Source organism: Streptomyces sp. CA-249302 (assembly GCF_050936785.1).
Taxonomy (GTDB): Bacteria; Actinomycetota; Actinomycetes; order Streptomycetales; family Streptomycetaceae; genus Streptomyces.
On record NZ_JBNJMG010000001.1, the window covers coordinates 6,646,156 to 6,665,116 of the forward strand.

18 protein-coding genes and 2 pseudogenes are annotated in these 18,961 nt (G+C 70.3%); 11 read left to right on the forward strand and 9 right to left on the reverse strand.

Translation table 11 applies throughout. From position 1 onward, the window contains the following. Window positions 1-39: 39 nt before the first annotated feature. The 7 genes and pseudogenes from ACQEWB_RS30035 (at window position 40) to ACQEWB_RS30065 (ending at window position 7,636) form a co-directional block, all read left to right on the forward strand. Complete coding sequence (locus ACQEWB_RS30035; RefSeq protein ID WP_432836403.1) at window positions 40-1,098, forward strand: BMP family lipoprotein; 1,059 nt, start codon at window positions 40-42, stop codon at window positions 1,096-1,098. A 201-nt stretch (window positions 1,099-1,299) separates the two neighbouring features. Continuing rightward, a pseudogene (locus tag ACQEWB_RS30040) lies at window positions 1,300-2,849 on the forward strand (ABC transporter ATP-binding protein). Further along, window positions 2,846-3,973 (forward strand): ABC transporter permease, encoded by a 1,128-nt coding sequence (locus ACQEWB_RS30045; RefSeq protein WP_432836406.1) that lies wholly within the window; start codon window positions 2,846-2,848, stop codon window positions 3,971-3,973. The pseudogene ACQEWB_RS30040 and the gene ACQEWB_RS30045 overlap by 4 nt, the downstream one beginning before the upstream one ends. Beyond that, window positions 3,973-5,259, forward strand: coding sequence for an ABC transporter permease (locus ACQEWB_RS30050; RefSeq protein WP_432836408.1), 1,287 nt, complete (start codon window positions 3,973-3,975; stop codon window positions 5,257-5,259). The genes ACQEWB_RS30045 and ACQEWB_RS30050 overlap by 1 nt, the downstream gene beginning before the upstream one ends. After that, window positions 5,256-5,648, forward strand: a complete 393-nt coding sequence (locus ACQEWB_RS30055; protein ID WP_432836410.1) for a cytidine deaminase — start codon at window positions 5,256-5,258, stop codon at window positions 5,646-5,648. The genes ACQEWB_RS30050 and ACQEWB_RS30055 overlap by 4 nt, the downstream gene beginning before the upstream one ends. 27 nt (window positions 5,649-5,675) lie before the next feature. Beyond that, window positions 5,676-6,953: a thymidine phosphorylase gene (locus ACQEWB_RS30060; RefSeq protein ID WP_432844085.1), complete on the forward strand. Its 1,278-nt coding sequence runs from the start codon at window positions 5,676-5,678 to the stop codon at window positions 6,951-6,953. A 95-nt stretch (window positions 6,954-7,048) separates the two neighbouring features. Next, on the forward strand, window positions 7,049-7,636 hold the full coding sequence (locus ACQEWB_RS30065; protein WP_432836412.1) for a Uma2 family endonuclease: 588 nt from the start codon (window positions 7,049-7,051) through the stop codon (window positions 7,634-7,636). Window positions 7,637-7,643: 7 nt separating this feature from the next. Here ACQEWB_RS30065 and ACQEWB_RS30070 read toward each other — a convergent pair. Continuing rightward, window positions 7,644-8,563 (reverse strand): annotated as a pseudogene (locus tag ACQEWB_RS30070) (AEC family transporter). Between the two features lie 120 nt (window positions 8,564-8,683). On the opposite strand from ACQEWB_RS30070, the gene ACQEWB_RS30075 reads away from it, so the two are divergent. Beyond that, entirely contained in the window at window positions 8,684-9,070 is a 387-nt protein-coding gene (locus ACQEWB_RS30075) for an STAS domain-containing protein (RefSeq protein WP_432836414.1), read from the forward strand. On the opposite strand, the gene ACQEWB_RS30080 is transcribed toward ACQEWB_RS30075, so the two are convergent. After that, the gene (locus ACQEWB_RS30080) at window positions 8,954-9,976 is read right to left on the reverse strand and encodes a sigma-70 family RNA polymerase sigma factor (RefSeq protein ID WP_432836416.1); all 1,023 of its coding nucleotides are present in this window, start codon (window positions 9,974-9,976) and stop codon (window positions 8,954-8,956) included. The genes ACQEWB_RS30075 and ACQEWB_RS30080 overlap by 117 nt on opposite strands. Window positions 9,977-10,081: 105 nt before the next feature. Then, window positions 10,082-11,350, reverse strand: coding sequence for an MFS transporter (locus tag ACQEWB_RS30085; protein WP_432836418.1), 1,269 nt, complete (start codon window positions 11,348-11,350; stop codon window positions 10,082-10,084). A 63-nt stretch (window positions 11,351-11,413) separates the two neighbouring features. Between ACQEWB_RS30085 and ACQEWB_RS30090 the strand changes: the two genes are divergently transcribed. Next, a complete protein-coding gene (locus ACQEWB_RS30090) occupies window positions 11,414-12,376 on the forward strand; it encodes a LysR family transcriptional regulator (protein WP_432836420.1) in 963 nt (320 codons plus the stop codon). A gap of 2 nt (window positions 12,377-12,378) precedes the next feature. Here ACQEWB_RS30090 and ACQEWB_RS30095 read toward each other — a convergent pair whose 3' ends face one another. Further along, a complete protein-coding gene (locus tag ACQEWB_RS30095; RefSeq protein WP_432836422.1) occupies window positions 12,379-13,140 on the reverse strand; it encodes an alpha/beta hydrolase in 762 nt (253 codons plus the stop codon). Between the two features lie 113 nt (window positions 13,141-13,253). Between ACQEWB_RS30095 and ACQEWB_RS30100 the strand changes: the two genes are divergently transcribed. Both ACQEWB_RS30100 and ACQEWB_RS30105 read left to right on the forward strand, forming a co-directional pair. Then, window positions 13,254-14,411 (forward strand): adenosine deaminase, encoded by a 1,158-nt coding sequence (locus ACQEWB_RS30100; RefSeq protein ID WP_432836424.1) that lies wholly within the window; start codon window positions 13,254-13,256, stop codon window positions 14,409-14,411. A 140-nt stretch (window positions 14,412-14,551) separates the two neighbouring features. Continuing rightward, complete coding sequence (locus ACQEWB_RS30105) at window positions 14,552-14,911, forward strand: ATP-binding protein (RefSeq protein ID WP_432836426.1); 360 nt, start codon at window positions 14,552-14,554, stop codon at window positions 14,909-14,911. A 73-nt stretch (window positions 14,912-14,984) separates the two neighbouring features. On the opposite strand, the gene ACQEWB_RS30110 is transcribed toward ACQEWB_RS30105, so the two are convergent. From ACQEWB_RS30110 to afsQ1, 5 genes are all read right to left on the reverse strand, one after another. Continuing rightward, window positions 14,985-15,188 (reverse strand): PspC domain-containing protein, encoded by a 204-nt coding sequence (locus tag ACQEWB_RS30110; RefSeq protein WP_360838440.1) that lies wholly within the window; start codon window positions 15,186-15,188, stop codon window positions 14,985-14,987. 93 nt (window positions 15,189-15,281) lie between these two features. Continuing rightward, on the reverse strand, window positions 15,282-15,833 hold the full coding sequence (locus tag ACQEWB_RS30115; protein ID WP_432836428.1) for a VanZ family protein: 552 nt from the start codon (window positions 15,831-15,833) through the stop codon (window positions 15,282-15,284). Between the two features lie 93 nt (window positions 15,834-15,926). After that, the gene (locus ACQEWB_RS30120; RefSeq protein WP_432836430.1) at window positions 15,927-16,565 is read right to left on the reverse strand and encodes a hypothetical protein; all 639 of its coding nucleotides are present in this window, start codon (window positions 16,563-16,565) and stop codon (window positions 15,927-15,929) included. Then, window positions 16,565-18,127: an ATP-binding protein gene (locus ACQEWB_RS30125; protein WP_432836432.1), complete on the reverse strand. Its 1,563-nt coding sequence runs from the start codon at window positions 18,125-18,127 to the stop codon at window positions 16,565-16,567. Before ACQEWB_RS30125 ends, ACQEWB_RS30120 begins: the two co-directional genes overlap by 1 nt. Beyond that, complete coding sequence (afsQ1, locus tag ACQEWB_RS30130; RefSeq protein ID WP_020141253.1) at window positions 18,124-18,801, reverse strand: two-component system response regulator AfsQ1; 678 nt, start codon at window positions 18,799-18,801, stop codon at window positions 18,124-18,126. The genes ACQEWB_RS30125 and afsQ1 overlap by 4 nt, the downstream gene beginning before the upstream one ends. Window positions 18,802-18,961 lie beyond the last annotated feature (160 nt).

Genomic DNA, 18,961 nt, shown 5'->3' on the forward strand with positions numbered 1-18,961 from the left:
GCGCCGACAAGGCGCTCAGGTCAGGTGAAGGAGCCTCCCGTGCGCCGGGTAGCCAAGCTTTCCGCTGCGTGTATCGCCACCGCAGCTCTCGCACTGACTGCCACCGCGTGTGGCAGTACCTCCTCCGACAGCGACAGCTCGTCCTCCGCTTCCTCCAGCAGCGGCAAGGGCGGCATCAAGATCGGTCTCGCCTACGACGTCGGCGGCCGTGGTGACCGTTCCTTCAACGACTCCGCCGCCCGTGGCGCGGACAAGGCCGAGAAGGAGTTCGGCGGTTCCATCAAGGAGCTGACCGCCAAGAGCTCCGACACCGAGGCCGACCGCGAGCAGCGCCTGACCGACCTGGCCGACGCCGGCTACAACCCGATCGTGGCGGTCGGCTTCTCCTACGCCACCTCGGTCGACAAGGTCGCCGCGAAGTACCCGAAGGTCAGCTTCGGCCTGATCGACTCGGTCGCGACCGCCAAGAACGTCGACAGCATCACCTTCACCGAGGAGCAGGGCTCCTACCTGGCCGGTGTCGCGGCGGCGCTGAAGACCAAGAAGGACCACGTCGGCTTCATCGGCGGCGTCGACACCCCGCTGATCAAGAAGTTCGCGGCGGGCTACGTCCAGGGCGTCAAGGACACCAACTCCAAGGTCAAGGTCGACGTCCAGTACCTGACCCACGGCTCCGACCTGTCCGGCTTCGCCAGCCCCGACAAGGGCAAGGAGGCCGCGTCCGGCCAGCTCGACAACGGCGCCGACGTGATCTACTCCGCGGCCGGCTCCTCCGGCAACGGCTCGATCGAGGCCGTCTCCGCCGTCAAGGGCGCCTGGGCGATCGGCGTGGACTCGGACCAGTACAACATCCCGGGTCTGAGCAAGTACAAGAACTCGATCCTGACCTCGATGGTCAAGAACGTCGACGTCGGCGTCTACGACTTCATCAAGTCCGTGCACGACGGCAAGCCGCTGACCGGCAACCAGGTCTACTCCCTGGCCAAGGGCGGCGTCGGCCTGGCCACCAGCGGTGGCTTCATCGACGACATCAAGACCCAGCTGGACGCCGCGAAGGCGAAGATCGTCGACGGCACCGTCAAGGTCAAGACCAGCTGACCTGACGGTTCCCGCCGGAACCTCGGCTCGGCGAGGGGGCCCTCGACAACCCCCTCGTCGAGCCATAACAATGTGTCAACTCTACGCGTGTAGCATGGAGTTGCCGCGCTAGCGTCGCCGACGCCTGCCCTCCCCTACGCAGCCCCTTTTCCCCGAGGAGAGTGCGCCATCAACGCGTCCAGCCCTCCCGCTGCCGTCGAACTGCGCGGCATCACCAAGCGTTTCCCCGGCGTCGTTGCCAACAAGGACATCGACATCACCGTCCGTACAGGCACCGTGCATGCCCTGTGCGGTGAGAACGGTGCCGGCAAGTCCACCCTGATGAAGATCCTCTACGGCATGCAGCAGCCGGACGAGGGCACCATCACGGTGAACGGCGAGACGGTCACCTTCAACAACCCCGCGGATGCCATCGCCCGCGGCATCGGCATGGTGCACCAGCACTTCATGCTCGCCGACAACCTCACCGTCCTGGAGAACGTCGTCCTGGGCGCGGAGAAGCTCCACGGCATCGGCGCCAAGGCCCGCACGAAGATCAAGGAGATCTCCGACGCTTACGGCCTGAACGTCCGCCCGGACGTCCTCCTCGAAGAGCTCGGCGTCGCCGACCGCCAGCGCGTGGAGATCCTCAAGGTCCTCTACCGCGGCGCCAAGACCCTCATCCTCGACGAGCCCACCGCCGTCCTCGTGCCGCAGGAGGTCGACGCGCTCTTCGACAACCTGCGCGAGCTCAAGGCCGAGGGCCTCACCGTCATCTTCATCTCCCACAAGCTGGGCGAAGTCCTGTCGGTGGCCGACGAGATCACCGTCATCCGGCGCGGCACCACCGTAGGCACGGTCGAGCCGGCCGGCACCACCCCCAAGCAGCTCGCCGAGCTGATGGTCGGCAGCGAGCTGCCCACGCCGGAGACCGAGGAGTCCACGGTCACGGACGTCCCGCTGCTCAAGCTGGACGGCGTGCACCTGACCCAGGTCGACCTGGACGGCGTCGAGCGCGTCATCCTCGACAAGATCTCCTTCACCATCCACCAGGGCGAGATCCTCGGCATCGCCGGCGTGGAGGGCAACGGCCAGTCCGAGCTGGTCGAGGCGATCATGGGCATCCGCGACCCCGACGCCGGCGCCATCACCCTCGACGGCACCGACATCTCGCACGCCCCCACCCGCCACCGCCGCGAGGCCGGCGTCGGCTACATCCCCGAGGACCGCCACCGCCACGGCCTGCTCCTCGAGGCACCGCTGTGGGAGAACCGCATCCTCGGCCACGTCACCGAGAGGCCCAACTCCCGCGGCCAGCTCCTCGACATCAAGGCCGCCCGCACCGACACCGAGCGCATCATCGAGGCGTACGACGTCCGTACGCCCGGCATCGACGTCACCGCCGCCTCCCTGTCCGGCGGCAACCAGCAGAAGCTGATCGTCGGCCGCGAGATGAGCCACGCGCCCAAGCTGCTCATCGCCGCCCACCCCACCCGCGGTGTGGACGTCGGCGCGCAGGCCGCGATCTGGGACCACATCCGCGAGGCGCGCCGCGAGGGCCTGGCCGTGCTGCTGATCTCCGCCGACCTGGACGAGCTCATCGGCCTGTCCGACACCCTGCGGGTGATGTACCGCGGCCGGCTGGTCGCCGACGCCGACCCCGCCACGATCACCCCGAGGAGCTGGGCTCCGCCATGACCGGTGCGGCCACCGGCCACCTGGAGCACACCGAGGACTCCGGCCAGGAGCACACAGAGGACGACGCCCGATGAAGAAGCTGACCCAACGCATCGACAAGGAGCGGCTGCTCCTCGGCATCGCGGCACCGCTGCTCGCGATCGTCGCCGCGCTCGTCGTCACCGCCCTGGTGATCCTCGCCACCGGCAAGAACCCGGGGGCGGCCTTCAGCGACATGGTGACCTACGGCTCCGCCAGCGACAGCCAGGTCTACATCCTGAACAAGGCGACGACGTACTACCTGGCGGGCGTCTCGGTGGCCATCGGCTTCCGGATGAACCTGTTCAACATCGGCGTCGACGGCCAGTACCGGATCGCCGCGTTCTTCGCCGCCGTCCTCGGCGGTGCGCTGACCACGCCGGGCTGGATCTCCATCCCGCTGATCATCCTGTGCGCCATGGGCACGGGCGCCGTGTGGGCGGCCATCGCGGGCGTCCTCAAGGTGACCCGCGGGGTCAGCGAGGTCATCTCGACGATCATGCTCAACTCGATCGCCACCGCGATCATCGCCTACCTGCTTCAGCCCGGGAAGCTCGCCGAGCTGCAGAGCGGCGGCACGGTCATCTCCACCCACCCGCTGCCGGAGTCCTCGTACTTCTTCCAGATCGACACCGGCGCGTCGGGCGAGCTGTGGGGCTTCATCGTCATCGCCGTACTCGTGGGCGTCGCCTACTGGTTCGTGCTCGGCCGTACCCGCTTCGGCTTCGACCTGCGCACCGTCGGCCAGTCCGAGTCCGCGGCCGCCGCGAGCGGTGTCTCAGTGAAGAAGATGATCGCCACCAGCATGGTCATCTCGGGTGCGGTGGCCGGTCTGATCGGCATGCCGACCCTGCTCAACGACAGCCACCAGTTCAGCAACGACTTCCCGACCGGCATCGGCTTCACCGGCATCGCCATCGCCCTGCTCGGCCGCAACAACCCGGTCGGCATCGCGCTCGGCGCGCTCCTGTGGGGCTTCCTGGAGCGCACCACGAACCACCTCGAGTTCGAGGGGTACGACAAGGAGATCCTCGGCGTCATCCAGGGCGTCATCGTCCTGTGCGTCGTCATCGCCTACGAGGTCGTACGCCGTTACGGCCTCAAGCGCCAGCAGCAGCGGGTCGGCGCGGAGCTCGCCGCCCAGGCCGCCGCCCCGACCCAGAAGCAGGAGGTGGCGTGATGACTGCCACGATGACCGACACGCCGCCCCCCGCGGCGCCCAAGGCGGACACCGCCGGCAGCCGGTCCGGTCGCTCCGTCGGCCAGATCCTCATGATCATCGCCGGTGCGCTGCTGCTGGTCGCCGCGGTCCGGATGATCTCCGGCTCCGACCAGCTCACCTCCGAGGGCCAGGTCTCCGCCGCCCTCGGCCTCGCGGTGCCGATCGGCCTCGCGGGCCTCGCCGGCCTGTGGTCCGAGCGCTCCGGTGTGGTCAACATCGGCCTCGAGGGCATGATGATCCTCGGCACCTTCGGCGCCGGCTGGATCGGCTGGCAGTCCAACCCCTGGCTCGGCCTGCTGTGCGGCATCGGCTTCGGTGTCCTCGGCGGACTGGTGCACGCGGTCGCGACCGTCACCTTCGGCGTCGACCACATCGTCTCCGGTGTCGCGGTCAACCTGCTCGCGCTCGGCACCACCCAGTACCTCGCCAAGATCTTCTTCTCGGACGGCGACGCGGCCAACGCGGGCGGCAACCCCAAGCAGTCCCCGCCGGTGGACTCGCTGCCCAACATCGACGTGCCCGGTCTCTCGGACGGCCTCAAGTCCCTCGAGAACCACCACTGGTTCCTGATCTCGGACCTCGCCGGCATCCTCGGCGGCCTGGTCACCGACCTGTCCGTGGTGACGCTCTTCGCGATCCTGCTGTTCGTCGCCAGCTGGTGGCTGCTGTGGCGCACCCCGTTCGGCCTGCGCCTGCGCTCCTGCGGCGAGAACCCGATCGCCGCGGAGTCCCTCGGCGTCAACGTCTACCGGTACAAGTACGCGGCCGTCGCCATCTCCGGCGGTCTCGCCGGCCTCGGCGGCGCCTTCCTCGCGCTGGTCACCTCGCACACGTACCTCGAAGGCCAGACCGGCGGACGCGGTTACATCGGTCTCGCCGCCATGATCTTCGGCAACTGGCGGCCGGGCGGCCTCGCGATGGGCGCCGGCCTGTTCGGCTACTCCGACGCGCTCCAGCTGCGCAACGGCGGCGAGACCGTCCACGCGCTGCTGCTCCTGCTGGTCGTGCTGCTCGCGGTGCTGGGCGGCTGGAAGCTCTACAGGAAGGCGCACTGGCAGGGCGGCATCAGCCTCATGGTCGGCGCGGGCGTCCTGGTCTGGTATCTGGTCACCGACGAGGTCCCGAGCGACTTCGTGGGCGCCACCCCGTACGTCGTCACGCTGCTGGTGCTGTCGCTGTCCGCGCAGCGCCTGCGGATGCCGAAGGCGGACGGTATGCGCTACCGGAAGGGTCAGGGCAAGTGACGGGCGTCGACTGGGGCGCGCTGCGGGCGGCGGCGCGGGACGCGATGTCCCGGGCCTATGCCCCGTACTCCGGCTACCCGGTCGGCGTCGCCGCCCTGGTCGACGACGGCCGCACCATCACCGGCTGCAACGTCGAGAACGCCAGTTACGGTCTCGGTCTGTGCGCCGAGTGCGGTCTGGTCTCGGAGCTCCAGAACACGGGCGGCGGCCGTCTCACGCACTTCACCTGCGTGGACGGCCGGGGCGAGGTGCTCGTCCCCTGCGGTCGCTGTCGCCAGCTCCTGTACGAGTTCGGTGGCGCCGACCTCCTGCTGGAGACCCCGGCGGGAATCCTGCCGCTGTCCGAGATGCTTCCGCAGGCCTTCGGGCCGGAGCACCTCACCAAGTAATTCCCGGAAGGAACGCACGCCATGGCCATGGACGCCATCTCCGTCATCCGCACCAAGCGGGACCGCGGCGAGCTCAGCGACGAGCAGATCGACTGGGTCATCGACGCGTACACCCGCGGGGAGGTCGCCGACGAGCAGATGTCCGCGCTCGCCATGGCGATCCTGCTCAACGGCATGAACCGCCGCGAGATCGCCCGCTGGACGGCGGCGATGATCAACTCCGGCGAGCGCATGGACTTCTCGTCCCTGTCCCGCCCGACCGCCGACAAGCACTCCACGGGCGGCGTCGGCGACAAGATCACGCTGCCGCTGGCGCCCCTGGTCGCGGCCTGCGGCGCGGCCGTCCCGCAGCTGTCGGGCCGCGGCCTCGGCCACACCGGCGGCACCCTGGACAAGCTGGAGTCGATCCCCGGCTGGCGTGCGCTCCTCTCGAACGAGGAGATGCTGAACGTCCTCGACACCACCGGCGCGGTCATCTGCGCGGCCGGCGACGGCCTGGCCCCCGCCGACAAGAAGCTGTACGCGCTCCGGGACGTCACCGGCACGGTCGAGGCGATCCCGCTGATCGCCTCCTCGATCATGTCGAAGAAGATCGCGGAGGGCACCGGCTCCCTGGTCCTGGACGTGAAGGTGGGCACCGGCGCCTTCATGAAGACCATCGAGGACGCACGGGAGCTGGCGTCCACGATGGTCGGCCTGGGCACCGACCACGGCGTGAAGACGGTCGCGCTCCTGACGGACATGGCCACCCCGCTGGGCCTCACCGCGGGCAATGCCCTCGAGGTCCGCGAGTCGGTCGAGGTCCTCGCGGGCGGTGGCCCGGCCGACGTCGTCGAGCTCACCATCGCGCTGGCCCGCGAGATGCTGGACGCGGCGGGCGTGCGCGACGCCGACCCGGCGAAGGCCCTGGCCGACGGTTCGGCGATGGACGTCTGGCGCCGGATGATCGCGGCCCAGGGCGGCGACCCGGACGCCGAACTGCCGACGTCCAAGGAACAGCACGTCATCAAGGCCCCGTCGACCGGTGTCCTCACCCGCCTCGACGCCTACGACATCGGCGTCGCCGCCTGGCGGCTGGGCGCGGGCCGCGCCCGCAAGGAGGACCCGGTGCAGGCGGGCGCGGGCGTCGAGATGCACGCCAAGCCCGGCGACACGGTGACCGAGGGCCAGCCCCTCCTGACCCTCCACACGGACACCCCGGAACGCTTCGAGTACGCGTTGCAGTCGGTCGAGGGGGCCTACGACATCGGGGCGGCGGACACGACGTTCACGGCGTCGCCTGTCGTGCTGGAACGTATCGCCTGACCTGGAATTTCCTCATTCGGGTGAACGGGATCGGTGGACCGCCGCCGGTCCCGTTCGGCATGCTGGGATCGGTGACTTAAAGAACGGAGACCGCCATGGGCGCACTCGCCGCCGAGTCCGGAACCCCTGAGGGTACGGACTGGGACGAGATCGTCCGTGTCTGGGAAGAGACGGACGCCCCCGAGGGCAGCAAGGTGGAGATCATCGAGGGGATCGTCACCGTGCCGCCTCCACCGTCCGAAGAGCACAACGACACCGCTGAGCTGGTGCAGCGTGGCCTGTACACAGCGATTCCAGACGACTGGGGTGTCTATCAGACACTCGGCCTCACGTGCCCGGAGTCAGGTGGCCTCTTCATGCCAGATCTGTGCGTGGTGCCGAGGGCTGCCCTGCGCCGCGGAACGCGCGTGCATGCGGGCGAAGCCGAACTCGTCGTCGAGGTCACGTCCAAGAGCAACGCGAACCACGACCGAATCAAGAAGGCCCACGGCTACGCCGTGGCAGGCGTGCCGCTCTACCTCCTGTTGGACGCCTGGCAGTCGGGGCGTCCCACGGCGACGCTCTATGGAGAACCGCAGAGCGGCACATATCGAGTCCTCAACTCGGTGGAGTACGGCGAAGAGCTGACGCTGCCCGCACCGTTCAAGCTGACCCTCGACACCGGCATCTTCCCGCTCGGCTGACAGCTGATCATCCCAACACCGCCGCTACCCCCACCAGCACCGGCACCGACAACACCGTCGACAGCAGGATCGAGTCCCTCGCCAGCCCCTCCGCCACCCGATACCGGCTCGCGTAGGTGTACAGGTTCTGCGCCGCCGGAAGCGCCGACGTGACCACCACGTCCAGGAGTTGGTGGCCGTGCAGCCCGAACACCCCCACCGCCAGCGCCCAGGCCGCCAGCGGCTGGCCCACCGCCTTCAACGCCACCGACAGGAACACCGCCCCCTGTCGGCGCCCCGGCCCGGCATGGTGCTGCCGCACAGGGAGATGCCGAAGGCCATCAGCACCGCCGGGACCGCCATGTTGCCGATCAGGGTCAGCGGATCCATGACCGGGCTCGGGACACGGACGCCGCTCGCCGCCACCACGACGCCGGCCAGCGAGCCGACGACGATCGGATTGCGCAGGGGAGTCAACAGCCGCAGCCAGAGCGGGCCCTGCTCGCCCTCGCCCGACAGATCGAGGATCGTCAGGGCGACCGGGGAGACCACGACGAGCTGGAACAGCAGCACCGGCGCCACCAGGGAGGCGTCGCCCAGGACGTACACGGCGATCGGGATGCCGAGGTTGCCCGAGTTGACGTAACTGGAGGCCAGGGCGCCGATCGTCGTACGGCCCACACCCCAGCCGCGTGCGACCCCCACCGCGACGAAGACACCCGCGGCCGCCGCCGTGCTCATCGCCGTCACCAGCAGGCGGCTGGAGAAGATCACCGACAGGTCGGCGCGGGCAAGGGTGGTGAAGAGGAGGGCGGGCGAGGCGACATGGAAGGCCAGCTTGGTGAGGACCTCGCGGCCGTGCTCGCCGAGGTATCCCCGGCGGCCGATGACGTAACCCACCCCGATGACGACCGCGATCACCGCGAAGCCCGTCAACACGCCCTGCACGGTGCCTCCTCGGCGGTGCGGAGACAGTCGGGTATCCGGGGAGGCGGCGATCTGTGGGGCATGCACCTAACCCTCCGGGGAAGGCCTGCCCCAGGTCAATGTGACCCTCATCGGGTCCCGATGAGTTCCGTGTCTCCGGCCGGTCTACCGCTCGTGGACGCCATGACACCTGCCGTACTCGTGCCGGCCGGCCCCGTCACCCGGGACGCGGTGACGGGGCTGTGCGACGACGTGCGCGCGCTGCTGGAGTCCGGCGGGACAGGGGTCGTCGTGGTCGACGTCGCGGCCATCGGGCCGCCGGGCCTCGGGGCCGTCGACCTGCTGGCGCGGCTGGAGCTCGCCGCCCGGCGGGCCGGGGGACGGATCCGCCTCCGGGACCCCGCGCCCTCGCTACACGCCCTTCTCGACCTGGTCGGCCTCCGCTTCGAGGTGGAGGGGCAGCCCGAACAGCGGGAACCACCGCTGGGTGTCGAGGAAGAAGTGGAACCCGGTGAGCCGGCCGTCTGAGATCTCCAGGACCTGGACGGCCCACGGGGTGTAGCCGCCCTCCTCCGGGTCCGGCTTGTACTGGGCGAAGCCCGGCAGACCGTTGACCTGCACTGGCACCAGCCGCGAGCCCTCGCAGGCGGAGCCGAGCGTCGTCATGAAGCCCGTGATGTCGTCGTGGCCGGTCAGCCACAGGTCGAACGGCGGCATCGTCATGACCGCGTCCTCGTGCAGCAGCGCCGTCAGAGCCGTCATGTCGTACCCCTCGAAGGCCGCCACATAGCGGTCCAGGAGCTTCTGCTGGTCCTCGTCCAGCGGGTCGGAGACGGCCGCGCCCGCCGCCCTGTCGTCCCGCTCGGCGAGGGTCGCCCGGGCCCGCTGGAGTGCGCTGTTGACCGACGCGACCGAGGTGTCGAGCAGCTCGGCGACCTCGCTCGCCTTCCAGGCCAGCACCTCGCGCAGGATCAGCACGGCGCGCTGCTTGGCCGGGAGCTGCTGCAGGGCGGCCATGAAGGCGAGCCGCACGGACTCCTTCGCGACGGCCGCCTCGGCGGGGTCCTCGACGGTCGGCAGCACACGGTTGTCCGGCATCGGTTCCAGCCAGGTGTTGTCCGGGCGGGGGGAGAGGGCGGCCTGGGCGAGCGGGGTGGACTCGCTGAGGTCCATGGGGCGGGCGCGCTTGTTGCCCGCCGTCAGCATGTCCAGGCAGACGTTGGTCGCGATCCTGTACAGCCACGAACGCAGACTCGACCGGCCCTCGAACTTCTCGTAGCTCCGCCAGGCGCGGACCATCGTGTCCTGCACCGCGTCCTCGGCCTCGAAGGACGAGCCGAGCATGCGGTAGCAGTAGCCGGTCAGCTCGACGCGGTGTTTCTCCAGCCTGACGTCGAGGTCTGTCGTCGTGGTCGTCGCCGTACCGTCGCTCATGTCCACCCACCCCTGTGGCATTCCTGTCACGCGCCTTTGCGCCCAGCACGTCCGAAGCTAGCGCAGGGGACTGACAACGGCGTGGTGAGCCGGGAAAGGTGCAGGTCAGGCAGGTTGGCCGACAGCGACCGTGCGTGCCGCGTGCGAACCGATCACCGTGATCGTCACAACTCCCAGCACCGCCAGCAGCCCGACCCCCACCGTCCCGGCCCAGCCGCCGGCGTGGAAGGCCAGCGCGCCCACCGTGCTGCCCGCGCTGGAGCCGATGTAGTACGCCGACTGGTACAGCGCCGAGGCCTGCGCGCGGCCCGTCGTGGCCGTCTTGCTGACCGCCGACGACGCCACCGCGTGGCCCGCGAAGAAGCCCGCGGTGATCAGGACCAGGCCCAGCAGGACCAGCGGCAGGGACGGGGCCAGGGACACGACCAGGCCCGCAGTCGTCGTACCGCCCGCGAGGTACAGGGCGCCGCGGCGGCCCAGGCGGCCCACCAGGCGTCCGGCCGTGGACGCCGACACCGTGCCCACCAGGTACACCAGGAAGATCGAGCCGATGACGCCCTGGGGGAGCGAGAAGGGCGCCTCCGTCAGGCGGTAGCCGATCACCGTGTAGACGCCGCCGAAGACGGTCATGAACAGGGCGCCGATCGCGTACAGCCGGCACAGCAGCGGGTTCGCGAGGTGTTCGCGGACCGTGCGGACCAGCACGCGCGGCCGCAGCGAGCCCGCCGCGAAGTGCCTCGGCGCCGGGAGCAGCAGCCGGAAGGCCACCGCGCAGGCCACCGCGATCGCGCCGATGACGCCGAGCGCGACCCGCCAGCCCCACTCCTGCGCGACCCACCCGGTGATGATCCGGCCGCTCATCCCGCCGACGCTGTTGCCCGCCACGAACAGCCCGATCGCCGTCACCAGCGCCTTCGGCCGCACCTCCTCGGCGAGGTACGCCGTCGCCGAGGCCGGCAGTCCGGCCAGCGCGGCGCCCTGCACCGCCCGCAGCACCACCAGCGCGGTGATCGAGGGCGCGAAGGGGACCAGCAGCCCGACGGTCACCGCGACCGCCAGCGAACCGGTCATCACCGTACGGCGCCCGAACCGCTCCGACAGCGCGCTCATCGGCAGCACGAACAGCGCCAGTCCACCGGTCGCCGCCGCCACCGTCCAGCTCGCCTCGCTCGCCGCCACCCCGAAGTCGCCGGAGATCAGCGGCAGCAGGGCCTGCGTGGAGTAGAGCAGCGCGAAGGTCGCCACACCCGCGAGGAAGAGCGCGAAGCTCATCCGGCGGTAGCCGGGACCGCCCGGGCTCATACGGGAGTCGGTGACAGGGACGAGGGACTCGGCGCCCGCTACGGCGGACGCCCCGGTACTGGCGGGAGACATGCCTCGAAGTTACGTACGGCCTCACTCATCCGTCCAATGCACAGAACCCTCATAATCGTTCCCATGGTGCATCAACACAGCTCACGGCCCCGCCTGTCACCATCCAGTGACACAGAAGACATGGCAGAGATGTCGAGGGTGCTCGCCCCGCGCCTCGCCTACTTCGCCGGAGTCGCCCGCACCGAGCACGTCACCCGGGCCGCGCAGGAACTCCAGGTCCCGCAGTCGACGCTGTCCCGTGCGATGGTCCGGCTCGAACAGGACCTGGGCGTCGACCTGTTCGCCCGCCACGGCCGCACCGTCTCGCTCACCCCGGTCGGGCGTACGTTCCTCGCCCACGTCGAGCGGGCCCTCGCGGAGATCGAGCGGGCCGCCGAGGAGGTCCGCGCCGACGCCGATCCCACGACCGGCAAGGTCGCCTTCGGCTTCCTGCACACCATGGGCGCGGAGACGGTCCCGGCCCTCATCCAGGCCTTCCGCGCGGACCACCCGAGGGTCCGCTTCAGCCTCGTCCAGAACTACGGCGAGGCGATGCTGGAGAAGCTGCGCGCGGGCGAACTGGACCTCTGCCTCACCTCCCCGGTCCCCGACGCCCCCGACCTCGTGGGCCGCCGTCTCGACGAACAGAAACTCCGCCTGGTCGTCCCCGCCGACCACCCCTTGGCCTCCCGCAGACGCATCCGCCTGGCCGAAGCCGCCGACGAGACCTTCGTAACCCTGGAACCCGGCTACGGCATGCGGCGCATCACGGACGACCTGTGCAAGGAGGCGGGCTTCAAGCCGAGGATCGCCTTCGAGGGAGAGGAGGCGGAGACGCTGCGGGGCCTGGTGGCCGCGGGCCTGGGCGTGGCCCTCCTGCCGCCACCGGCCTTCCCCCGCCCGGGAGTTGTGGAACTGACGGTCACGGCTCCCAGAGCGGTACGGGAGATCGGCGTGACCTGGCTGGACGGACACCCGGACACACCGCCGGTGGCGGCCTTCAAGAAGTTCTTGCTGGCGAGGAGGGGGAGTCTGCTGCCGGTCTAGCCCTACCGCTTCAGCGACTTGCCGAAGCCCGCGGCCAACGGCATCCGCAGCCCCAACGGCGGCGGCGCGGCGAACGCGTCCTCCAACGGCCGCGCGAACGGCCGCCCGAACAGGCTGCCCATCACGAAGTCCTCGGCCAGCGCCTGCACTTCACTCCGGTACTGGTGCAACCCGTGCCCGTCCGAGTGCACTTCGAACCGGCACACGTCCCGGTTCGCCTTCTTCGCCCGGGACGCCAGCCGGAAGGACAGCTCGGGGTCGGAGACGTCGTCGTTCGTGCCGTGCACGACCAGCACCCGCCGCCCCACCAACTGTTTCACCGGTTCAGGCGAAGCCGCCACGTCCTCCTCCGGCAGCCAAGGAGCGATCGCCAGCACGGAGTTGACGGCCGTGTGACCGCCCGCACGCAGGGCCGCCCGGCCGCCCATGTCGAGCCCGACGAGGCAGACGGGGACGTCGCCGTAGAGTCGTACGGCCTCGTCGGCGGCCCAGGAGGCGTCCCGGGCCAGATGGGCCTCGCTGCCGTTCCAGCCGCGGTAGCGGTAGTGGACGACATGCGCGGCGAGCCCTTCCTCGCGGCCCGCCCGGGCCAGCCGGCGCCCCAACGCCCGTACGGACGCGGTGGCCAGCATGGGTGACGGTCGGCGGGCCGACTCCTCGTCGCCGCCGGGGAGCAGCAGCACCACACCGCTCACCGCCGTCGGCTCCGGGCTGAGTGCCCTCCCCAGCCGGGCCCGTCGAACCGGCGTCGCTTGGTGTGCCATGACAGAACAGTGTCAGAAGGGTGGGTGTACGCGACCCTTCCTCGCGGTCACCGTTACGTATCGACGGAGTTGTACAACAGGCGATCTACGCGCGTAGGAGTTAGAGTGCGGAAATGACGAGCCAGACCATCTCGAACAACCCGACGCCGGATCAGATCCGCCGGGCGCCGAAGGTTCTGCTGCACGACCACCTCGACGGCGGTCTCCGCCCGGGGACGATCGTCGAACTCGCCCCGGAATCGGGCTATGCACGTCTCCCCGAGACCGACCCCGACAAGCTGGGTGTCTGGTTCCGTGAGGCCGCCGACTCCGGTTCGCTGGAGCGGTACTTGGAGACCTTCTCCCACACCGTCGGCGTGATGCAGACCAGGGACGCCCTCGTCCGGGTCGCCCGCGAGTGCGCCGAGGATCTCGCCGAGGACGGGGTCGTATACGCCGAGGTGCGTTATGCGCCCGAGCAGCACCTGGAGGGCGGGCTCACCCTCGAAGAGGTCGTCGAGGCCGTCAACGAGGGCTTCCGGGAAGGGGAGCGGCTGGCCCGGGCCAATGGGCACCGCATCCGGGTCGGTGCGCTGCTGACCGCCATGCGGCACGCCGCCCGCGCCCTGGAGATCGCCGAACTCGCCAACCGCTACCGGGACCTGGGCGTCGTCGGCTTCGACATCGCCGGTGCCGAGGCCGGCTTCCCGCCCACCCGGCACCTCGACGCCTTCGAGTACCTCAAGCGGGAGAACAACCACTTCACCATCCATGCCGGCGAGGCCTTCGGGCTGCCGTCCATCTGGCAGGCCCTCCAGTGGTGCGGCGCCGACCGGCTCGGGCACGGCGTGCGGATCATCGACGACATCCAGGTGCAGGCCGACGGCTCGGTGAAGCTGGGGCGGCTCGCCTCGTACGTACGGGACAAGCGCATCCCGCTCGAGCTGTGCCCCAGCTCCAATCTCCAGACCGGGGCGGCGGCCTCGTACGCCGAGCACCCGATCGGGCTGCTGCGGCGGATGCACTTCCGGGCGACCGTGAACACGGACAACCGGCTGATGTCCGGCACCAGCATGAGCCGGGAATTCGAGCACCTTGTCGACGCGTTCGGTTATTCGCTCGACGACATGCAGTGGTTCTCCGTCAATGCGATGAAATCAGCGTTCATTCCTTTCGATGAACGACTGGCGATGATCAATGACGTCATCAAGCCCGGATATGCGGAGCTGAAGTCCGAATGGCTGTTCCAGCAGACCGCCTCCACCAGCGGTTCTGTCGACTCGGAGGGCTGATCGGGCGGTAATGGGCGGGGCGGATTGCGGGCGGGTATTCACAATCCGTCCGCATTTCGATGTTTGCGGCAGGTGGGTGCGCATGTTTACGGTCGTGGACCGCTCACATCCCCGTAAACTCCATTTCGAGGACGCACTTCATGAAGCAGTCTGCTGCCAAGACCCTCGGTGTCGCCGCCCTCGGTGCCGCCTTCGCCGCCGCGGGCGCCGGCGCCGCGAACGCCGCCCCCGCGCTTCCGGACGCCAACGGGGCGCTGGACACCGTCACCAAGACGCTCCCGGCGGAGAACATCTCCAAGGCGCTGCCGGGTGCCGGCGAGGCGGTGAGCCAGGCGCAGCCCGCGCTCGCGGCGGGTCTGGCCGCGGTGCAGCCGGCCGCCCAGCGGGTGCTCGCCGACGGCCCGACCGCGCCGGTCGCCGGTCTGCTCGGCGGCCTCCCGGTCGGTCAGACCGGCCTGCCCACGCACGGCCTCCCGGTGAACGGCCTCCCGCTCGGCTGACCACCCCCGAACGCGCCGATGGGGCGCACCCCTTGGACACGGGGTGCGCCCCATCGGCGTATGCGAAAAGGGTCTACCAGGCGGTGCTGGGCGCCTTGTCCTCGGAGGGCAGCAGGATCCAGAGGGCTATGTAGAGCAGGAACTGCGGGCCCGGCAGGAGGCAGGAGAGCAGGAAGATCACCCGCATCGTGGTCGCGGAGGTGCCGAAGCGCCGCGCCAGACCGGCGCACACGCCGCCGATCATGCGGCCGTGGGTGGGGCGGACGAGGGCGGACATTGCGGCTCCTTCGTGAGCGTCAGGGTGAGGCTGCCCCGGTGGCTTCCTCATCTGCCTACAACGCTACGGAGACCAAGCGGGTCGAGCGTCGCTCTACGGTGCGATCCCGACCCTGGGAAACGTCGGGGTCCGACCCTGAGTCGCCTCCTCCTGGCGGCGGGCCGCGTGCTCCCGGCGCTCGGACCTGCGGCGGAGCCAGGCGCGGGCGGCGGGCACCACCACGGCGTGCGCCAGTGCCACGCCCGCGGTGTTCAGGAGCAGCGCGTCGATGTCCGGGACGCGGCCCGGGACGCCCGTCTGCAGCAGCAGGATGCCGAGCGAGACCAGGGCGCCGGCGGCGACCGTACGGACGAAGGAGGCGAGCGGCGAGGCCCAGAGCCTGCCGTGGGTCATCGGGAGCAGGACGCCGAGCGGGGCGAGCAGGCCGACGGCCTCGCCGATGCGGTGGGCCGCCGCCGGCCAGCCCAGCGCGAGGTCGGCGCGGATGCCGGCGAACGGACGCAGGTTGGGCGGCTGCACCCAGGGCACGTCCAGCGGGCGCAGCGTGAGCCAGGCGACGAACGCGAGGTGTGCGACGAGGAGGACACCCCCTGTCACACGGACGCGGATCTCGGCGCTGCTGCCGATGAGGCCTTGACGCTGCACGATCCCCAAGACGCGGCCACCGGCGGGATCGGTTCCGGCTCGGCCCCAAGCACCTCGATGAGGCCTCCGCCACACGCCCGCCTCACCGGTACGTCAGCCGCCCGTCACCTCGCCGGAGGGCGGCTGTGTGCTGCCCGGGTGGGAGCGGACGTCGTCCGTGCACTCGTAGCGGCGCAGGGGTTCCCTGCCGGGGCCGCCGAGGATCACCGAGCCGTCGCCCTCGGCCGCCGCCGAGTCGGAGAACGTGCAGACGACCTGGGCGAGCGCGAAGGAGGTCAGGTCGGTGGGCGGGGTGCTCAGCCGGAGCGTGTCGTCGGGGTCGCCGGAGCGGGGGCCGCTCACGTTCATGCCGCCGCGCACGTCCGTCGTGTAGCCGGCCTCCTTCTCGGCGGCCGACGGGGTCGCCGCCAGCTGGTCGAGCAGCCCCTGCGCCACCAGCACGCGCCGCTGCGAGTCCGCCGTACCGTCCGGGACGCGCACGGTCCGGTCGACGGCCACCAGCGAGGACCCGCACAGCAGGAACACCTGCACCGGCAGCCCACGCGACGCCGCCGCGGTGCCGTTCGGCTCGGCGAGCGAACACAGCACCTTCGAGGGCGCCGCCCCGAAGTCGGTCGGCACCTCGGTGGAACGGATCCCGCAGCCGGCGAGGAGCAGGGCGAGGACGGGCAGGGCGAGGAGGGGGCGCAGAGCTGCTCGCTGTGTTTCCGTCGGGCGTCGGCGTACGTTCATCACGCGTCGCCCTTCTTGGGGTCGCCGTTCGTCGGGTCCTCCGTGAGGGACGAGGCGTCGCGTGGGAGTTGGAGGGTGAACACCGCGCCCCCGTCGGGCGAGTTGGCGGCGGTGATCTCGCCACCGTGGATGTGGGCGTTCTCCAGGGCGATGGAGAGGCCGAGGCCGCTGCCCTCGGAGCGCGGGCGGGAGGCGCTGGCCTTGTAGAAGCGGTCGAAGACGTGCGGGAGGACGTCCTCGGGGATACCGGGGCCACCGTCCCGCACGGCGATGACGACCTCGTCGTCCGCGGTGCGCACCGACACCCGCACCGGCGAACCGCCGTGCTTGAGGGCGTTGCCGATGAGGTTGGCCAGGATGACGTCCAGGCGGCGCGGGTCGAGCCGGGCGTGGATGCCGCGCTCGGCGTCCAGGTCGACCGCGTCCAGCCACGCGCGGGCGTCGATGCAGGCGGTGATCTGGTCGGCGACGTCGACGTCGTCCAGGACCAGGCGTGCCGTACCGGCGTCGAAGCGGGTGACCTCCATCAGGTTCTCGACGAGGTCGTTCAGGCGTCGGGTCTCGCTGACGACGAGTCGGACGGCCGGCTCGATCATCGGGTCCATCGACCCGGACTCGGCCTCCAGTTCCTCCTCCAGGATCTCCGTCACGGCGGTGATCGCGGTCAGCGGTGTGCGCAGCTCATGGCTCATGTCGGCGACGAACCGCCGGGACGCCTCGTCCCGCGCGGCCATGTCGTCGACCCGTTTCTCCAGCGCCTCGGCCGCGTAGTTGAACGTCCGGGAGAGGTCGGCGAGTTCGTCCGTGCCGGACACCCGCAGCCGTGTGTCCAGCTTGCCTTCCCCGAGCCGCCGGGCGGCGACGCCCAGGCGGTGCACCGGCTTCAGTACGGTCGTCGCCGCGGCCTGCGCGAGGAGCGCGGAGCCGATCAGGGCGAGGCCGGTGGCGATCCCCAGTGACCAGGCGAGGGAGTTGAGGTCCTTGGCCTCCGGCTCGAGGGACTTGAGCATGTAGCCGGTCGCCCCGCCGCCGATCACCTTCGTGCCGGCCACCAGGTACGGCGTGCCGTTGTCGACGACGCGCTGCCAGTACAGGTGGTACGCGTACTTGTTGCCGGAGTCGACCGTCTGCCGCTTGTTCACCGCGGCGCGCAGCGACTTGGGCACGTCCTGGAGCGAGAAGCCGTCCAGGGCGCCCGAACTGCCGTACACCGTCTTGCCGTCGGAGTCCCGCGCGACCAGCAGCACGCTGAAGCGCTGGCTGCTGTTGGCCATCTGGCCCGCGGTGCGCTGGAGTTCGTCCTGGCTCGGGTCGGTGGGCAGGGAGCCGGCGCGGGTCTGCATGGCCTGCTTGAAGTCGCCGAGCACCGCGTCCTGGGTGCGGGTGAGCACGGCCTCGCGGTTGAGCCAGTAGGCGATGCCGGACGCGGAGACGGCCGCGGTGAGGGCGACCAGGCCGAAGACGACGACGAGCCGGAGCCGCAGGCTCGTGAACCGCAGCCGTGAAAGATGTCCCTTGCGGGTCGCGGCCCAGCCGCGAACCCCCCCTTGCGCTTCGGTCACTGAGGCGTGTCCAGCCGGTAGCCCACGCCTCGCACGGTACGGATCAGCGTCGGGGACGACGGTACGTCCTCGACCTTGGCGCGCAGCCGCTGGACACAGGCGTCCACCAGACGGGAGTCGCCGAGGTAGTCGTGCTCCCACACGAGCCGCAGCAACTGCTGCCGGGACAGCGCCTGTCCGGGCCGCCGGCTCAGCTCGAGCAGCAGCCGCAGTTCGGTCGGCGTGAGCTGGAGGTCCTCGCCGTTCTTCGTCACGGTCATCGCGGCACGGTCGATGACCAGGCTGCCGAAGCTCGCCGCGTCGGTCGACTCGCGTTCCCCGCGCCGCAGTACGGCCCGGATCCGGGCGTCCAGGACCCGCCCCTGGATGGGCTTGACGACATAGTCGTCGGCGCCGGACTCCAGGCCCACCACCACGTCGATGTCGTCACTGCGCGCGGTGAGCAGGATGATCGGCAGCTGGTCCGTGCGCCGGATGCGCCGGCACACCTCGAACCCGTCGATGCCGGGCAGCATCACGTCCAGCACGATCAGGTCCGGCCGCTGCTCACGGAGGAGCTTCAGACCGTCCTCACCGGTGGCAGCGGTGGCAACCCGGTGTCCCTGGCGCGTAAGAGACAGCTCCAGGGCCGTACGGATGGCGTCGTCGTCTTCGATCAGCAACAGGGAAGGCACGGGGCTCATTCTGGCCCATGCGGGGTCGGTGTTTCGACTCCTGTACACCTACGTGCACGTAGCGCTTCGTTCTGTGATCGGGCTGTGTCTTCCCTGCGGCCGACCCCTGTGACAGGTCTGTGACAGTCGGCGGACACGGCCATGAAGGTGCGAGGGCAAG

What these genes read in the sequence shown, in the direction of transcription:
- ACQEWB_RS30090 (WP_432836420.1), top strand. Translation starts at nt 11,414, where the DNA reads ATGGTGCATCAACACAGCTCACGGCCCCGCCTGTCACCATCCAGTGAC.
- ACQEWB_RS30080 (WP_432836416.1), bottom strand. Translation starts at nt 9,976, where the DNA reads ATGAGCGACGGTACGGCGACGACCACGACGACAGACCTCGACGTCAGG.
- ACQEWB_RS30075 (WP_432836414.1), top strand. Translation starts at nt 8,684, where the DNA reads ATGAGTTCCGTGTCTCCGGCCGGTCTACCGCTCGTGGACGCCATGACA.
- ACQEWB_RS30100 (WP_432836424.1), top strand. Translation starts at nt 13,254, where the DNA reads ATGACGAGCCAGACCATCTCGAACAACCCGACGCCGGATCAGATCCGC.
- ACQEWB_RS30060 (WP_432844085.1), top strand. Translation starts at nt 5,676, where the DNA reads ATGGACGCCATCTCCGTCATCCGCACCAAGCGGGACCGCGGCGAGCTC.
- ACQEWB_RS30110 (WP_360838440.1), bottom strand. Translation starts at nt 15,188, where the DNA reads ATGTCCGCCCTCGTCCGCCCCACCCACGGCCGCATGATCGGCGGCGTG.
- ACQEWB_RS30095 (WP_432836422.1), bottom strand. Translation starts at nt 13,140, where the DNA reads ATGGCACACCAAGCGACGCCGGTTCGACGGGCCCGGCTGGGGAGGGCA.
- ACQEWB_RS30050 (WP_432836408.1), top strand. Translation starts at nt 3,973, where the DNA reads ATGACTGCCACGATGACCGACACGCCGCCCCCCGCGGCGCCCAAGGCG.
- ACQEWB_RS30120 (WP_432836430.1), bottom strand. Translation starts at nt 16,565, where the DNA reads ATGAACGTACGCCGACGCCCGACGGAAACACAGCGAGCAGCTCTGCGC.
- ACQEWB_RS30085 (WP_432836418.1), bottom strand. Translation starts at nt 11,350, where the DNA reads ATGTCTCCCGCCAGTACCGGGGCGTCCGCCGTAGCGGGCGCCGAGTCC.
- ACQEWB_RS30105 (WP_432836426.1), top strand. Translation starts at nt 14,552, where the DNA reads ATGAAGCAGTCTGCTGCCAAGACCCTCGGTGTCGCCGCCCTCGGTGCC.
- ACQEWB_RS30045 (WP_432836406.1), top strand. Translation starts at nt 2,846, where the DNA reads ATGAAGAAGCTGACCCAACGCATCGACAAGGAGCGGCTGCTCCTCGGC.
- ACQEWB_RS30065 (WP_432836412.1), top strand. Translation starts at nt 7,049, where the DNA reads ATGGGCGCACTCGCCGCCGAGTCCGGAACCCCTGAGGGTACGGACTGG.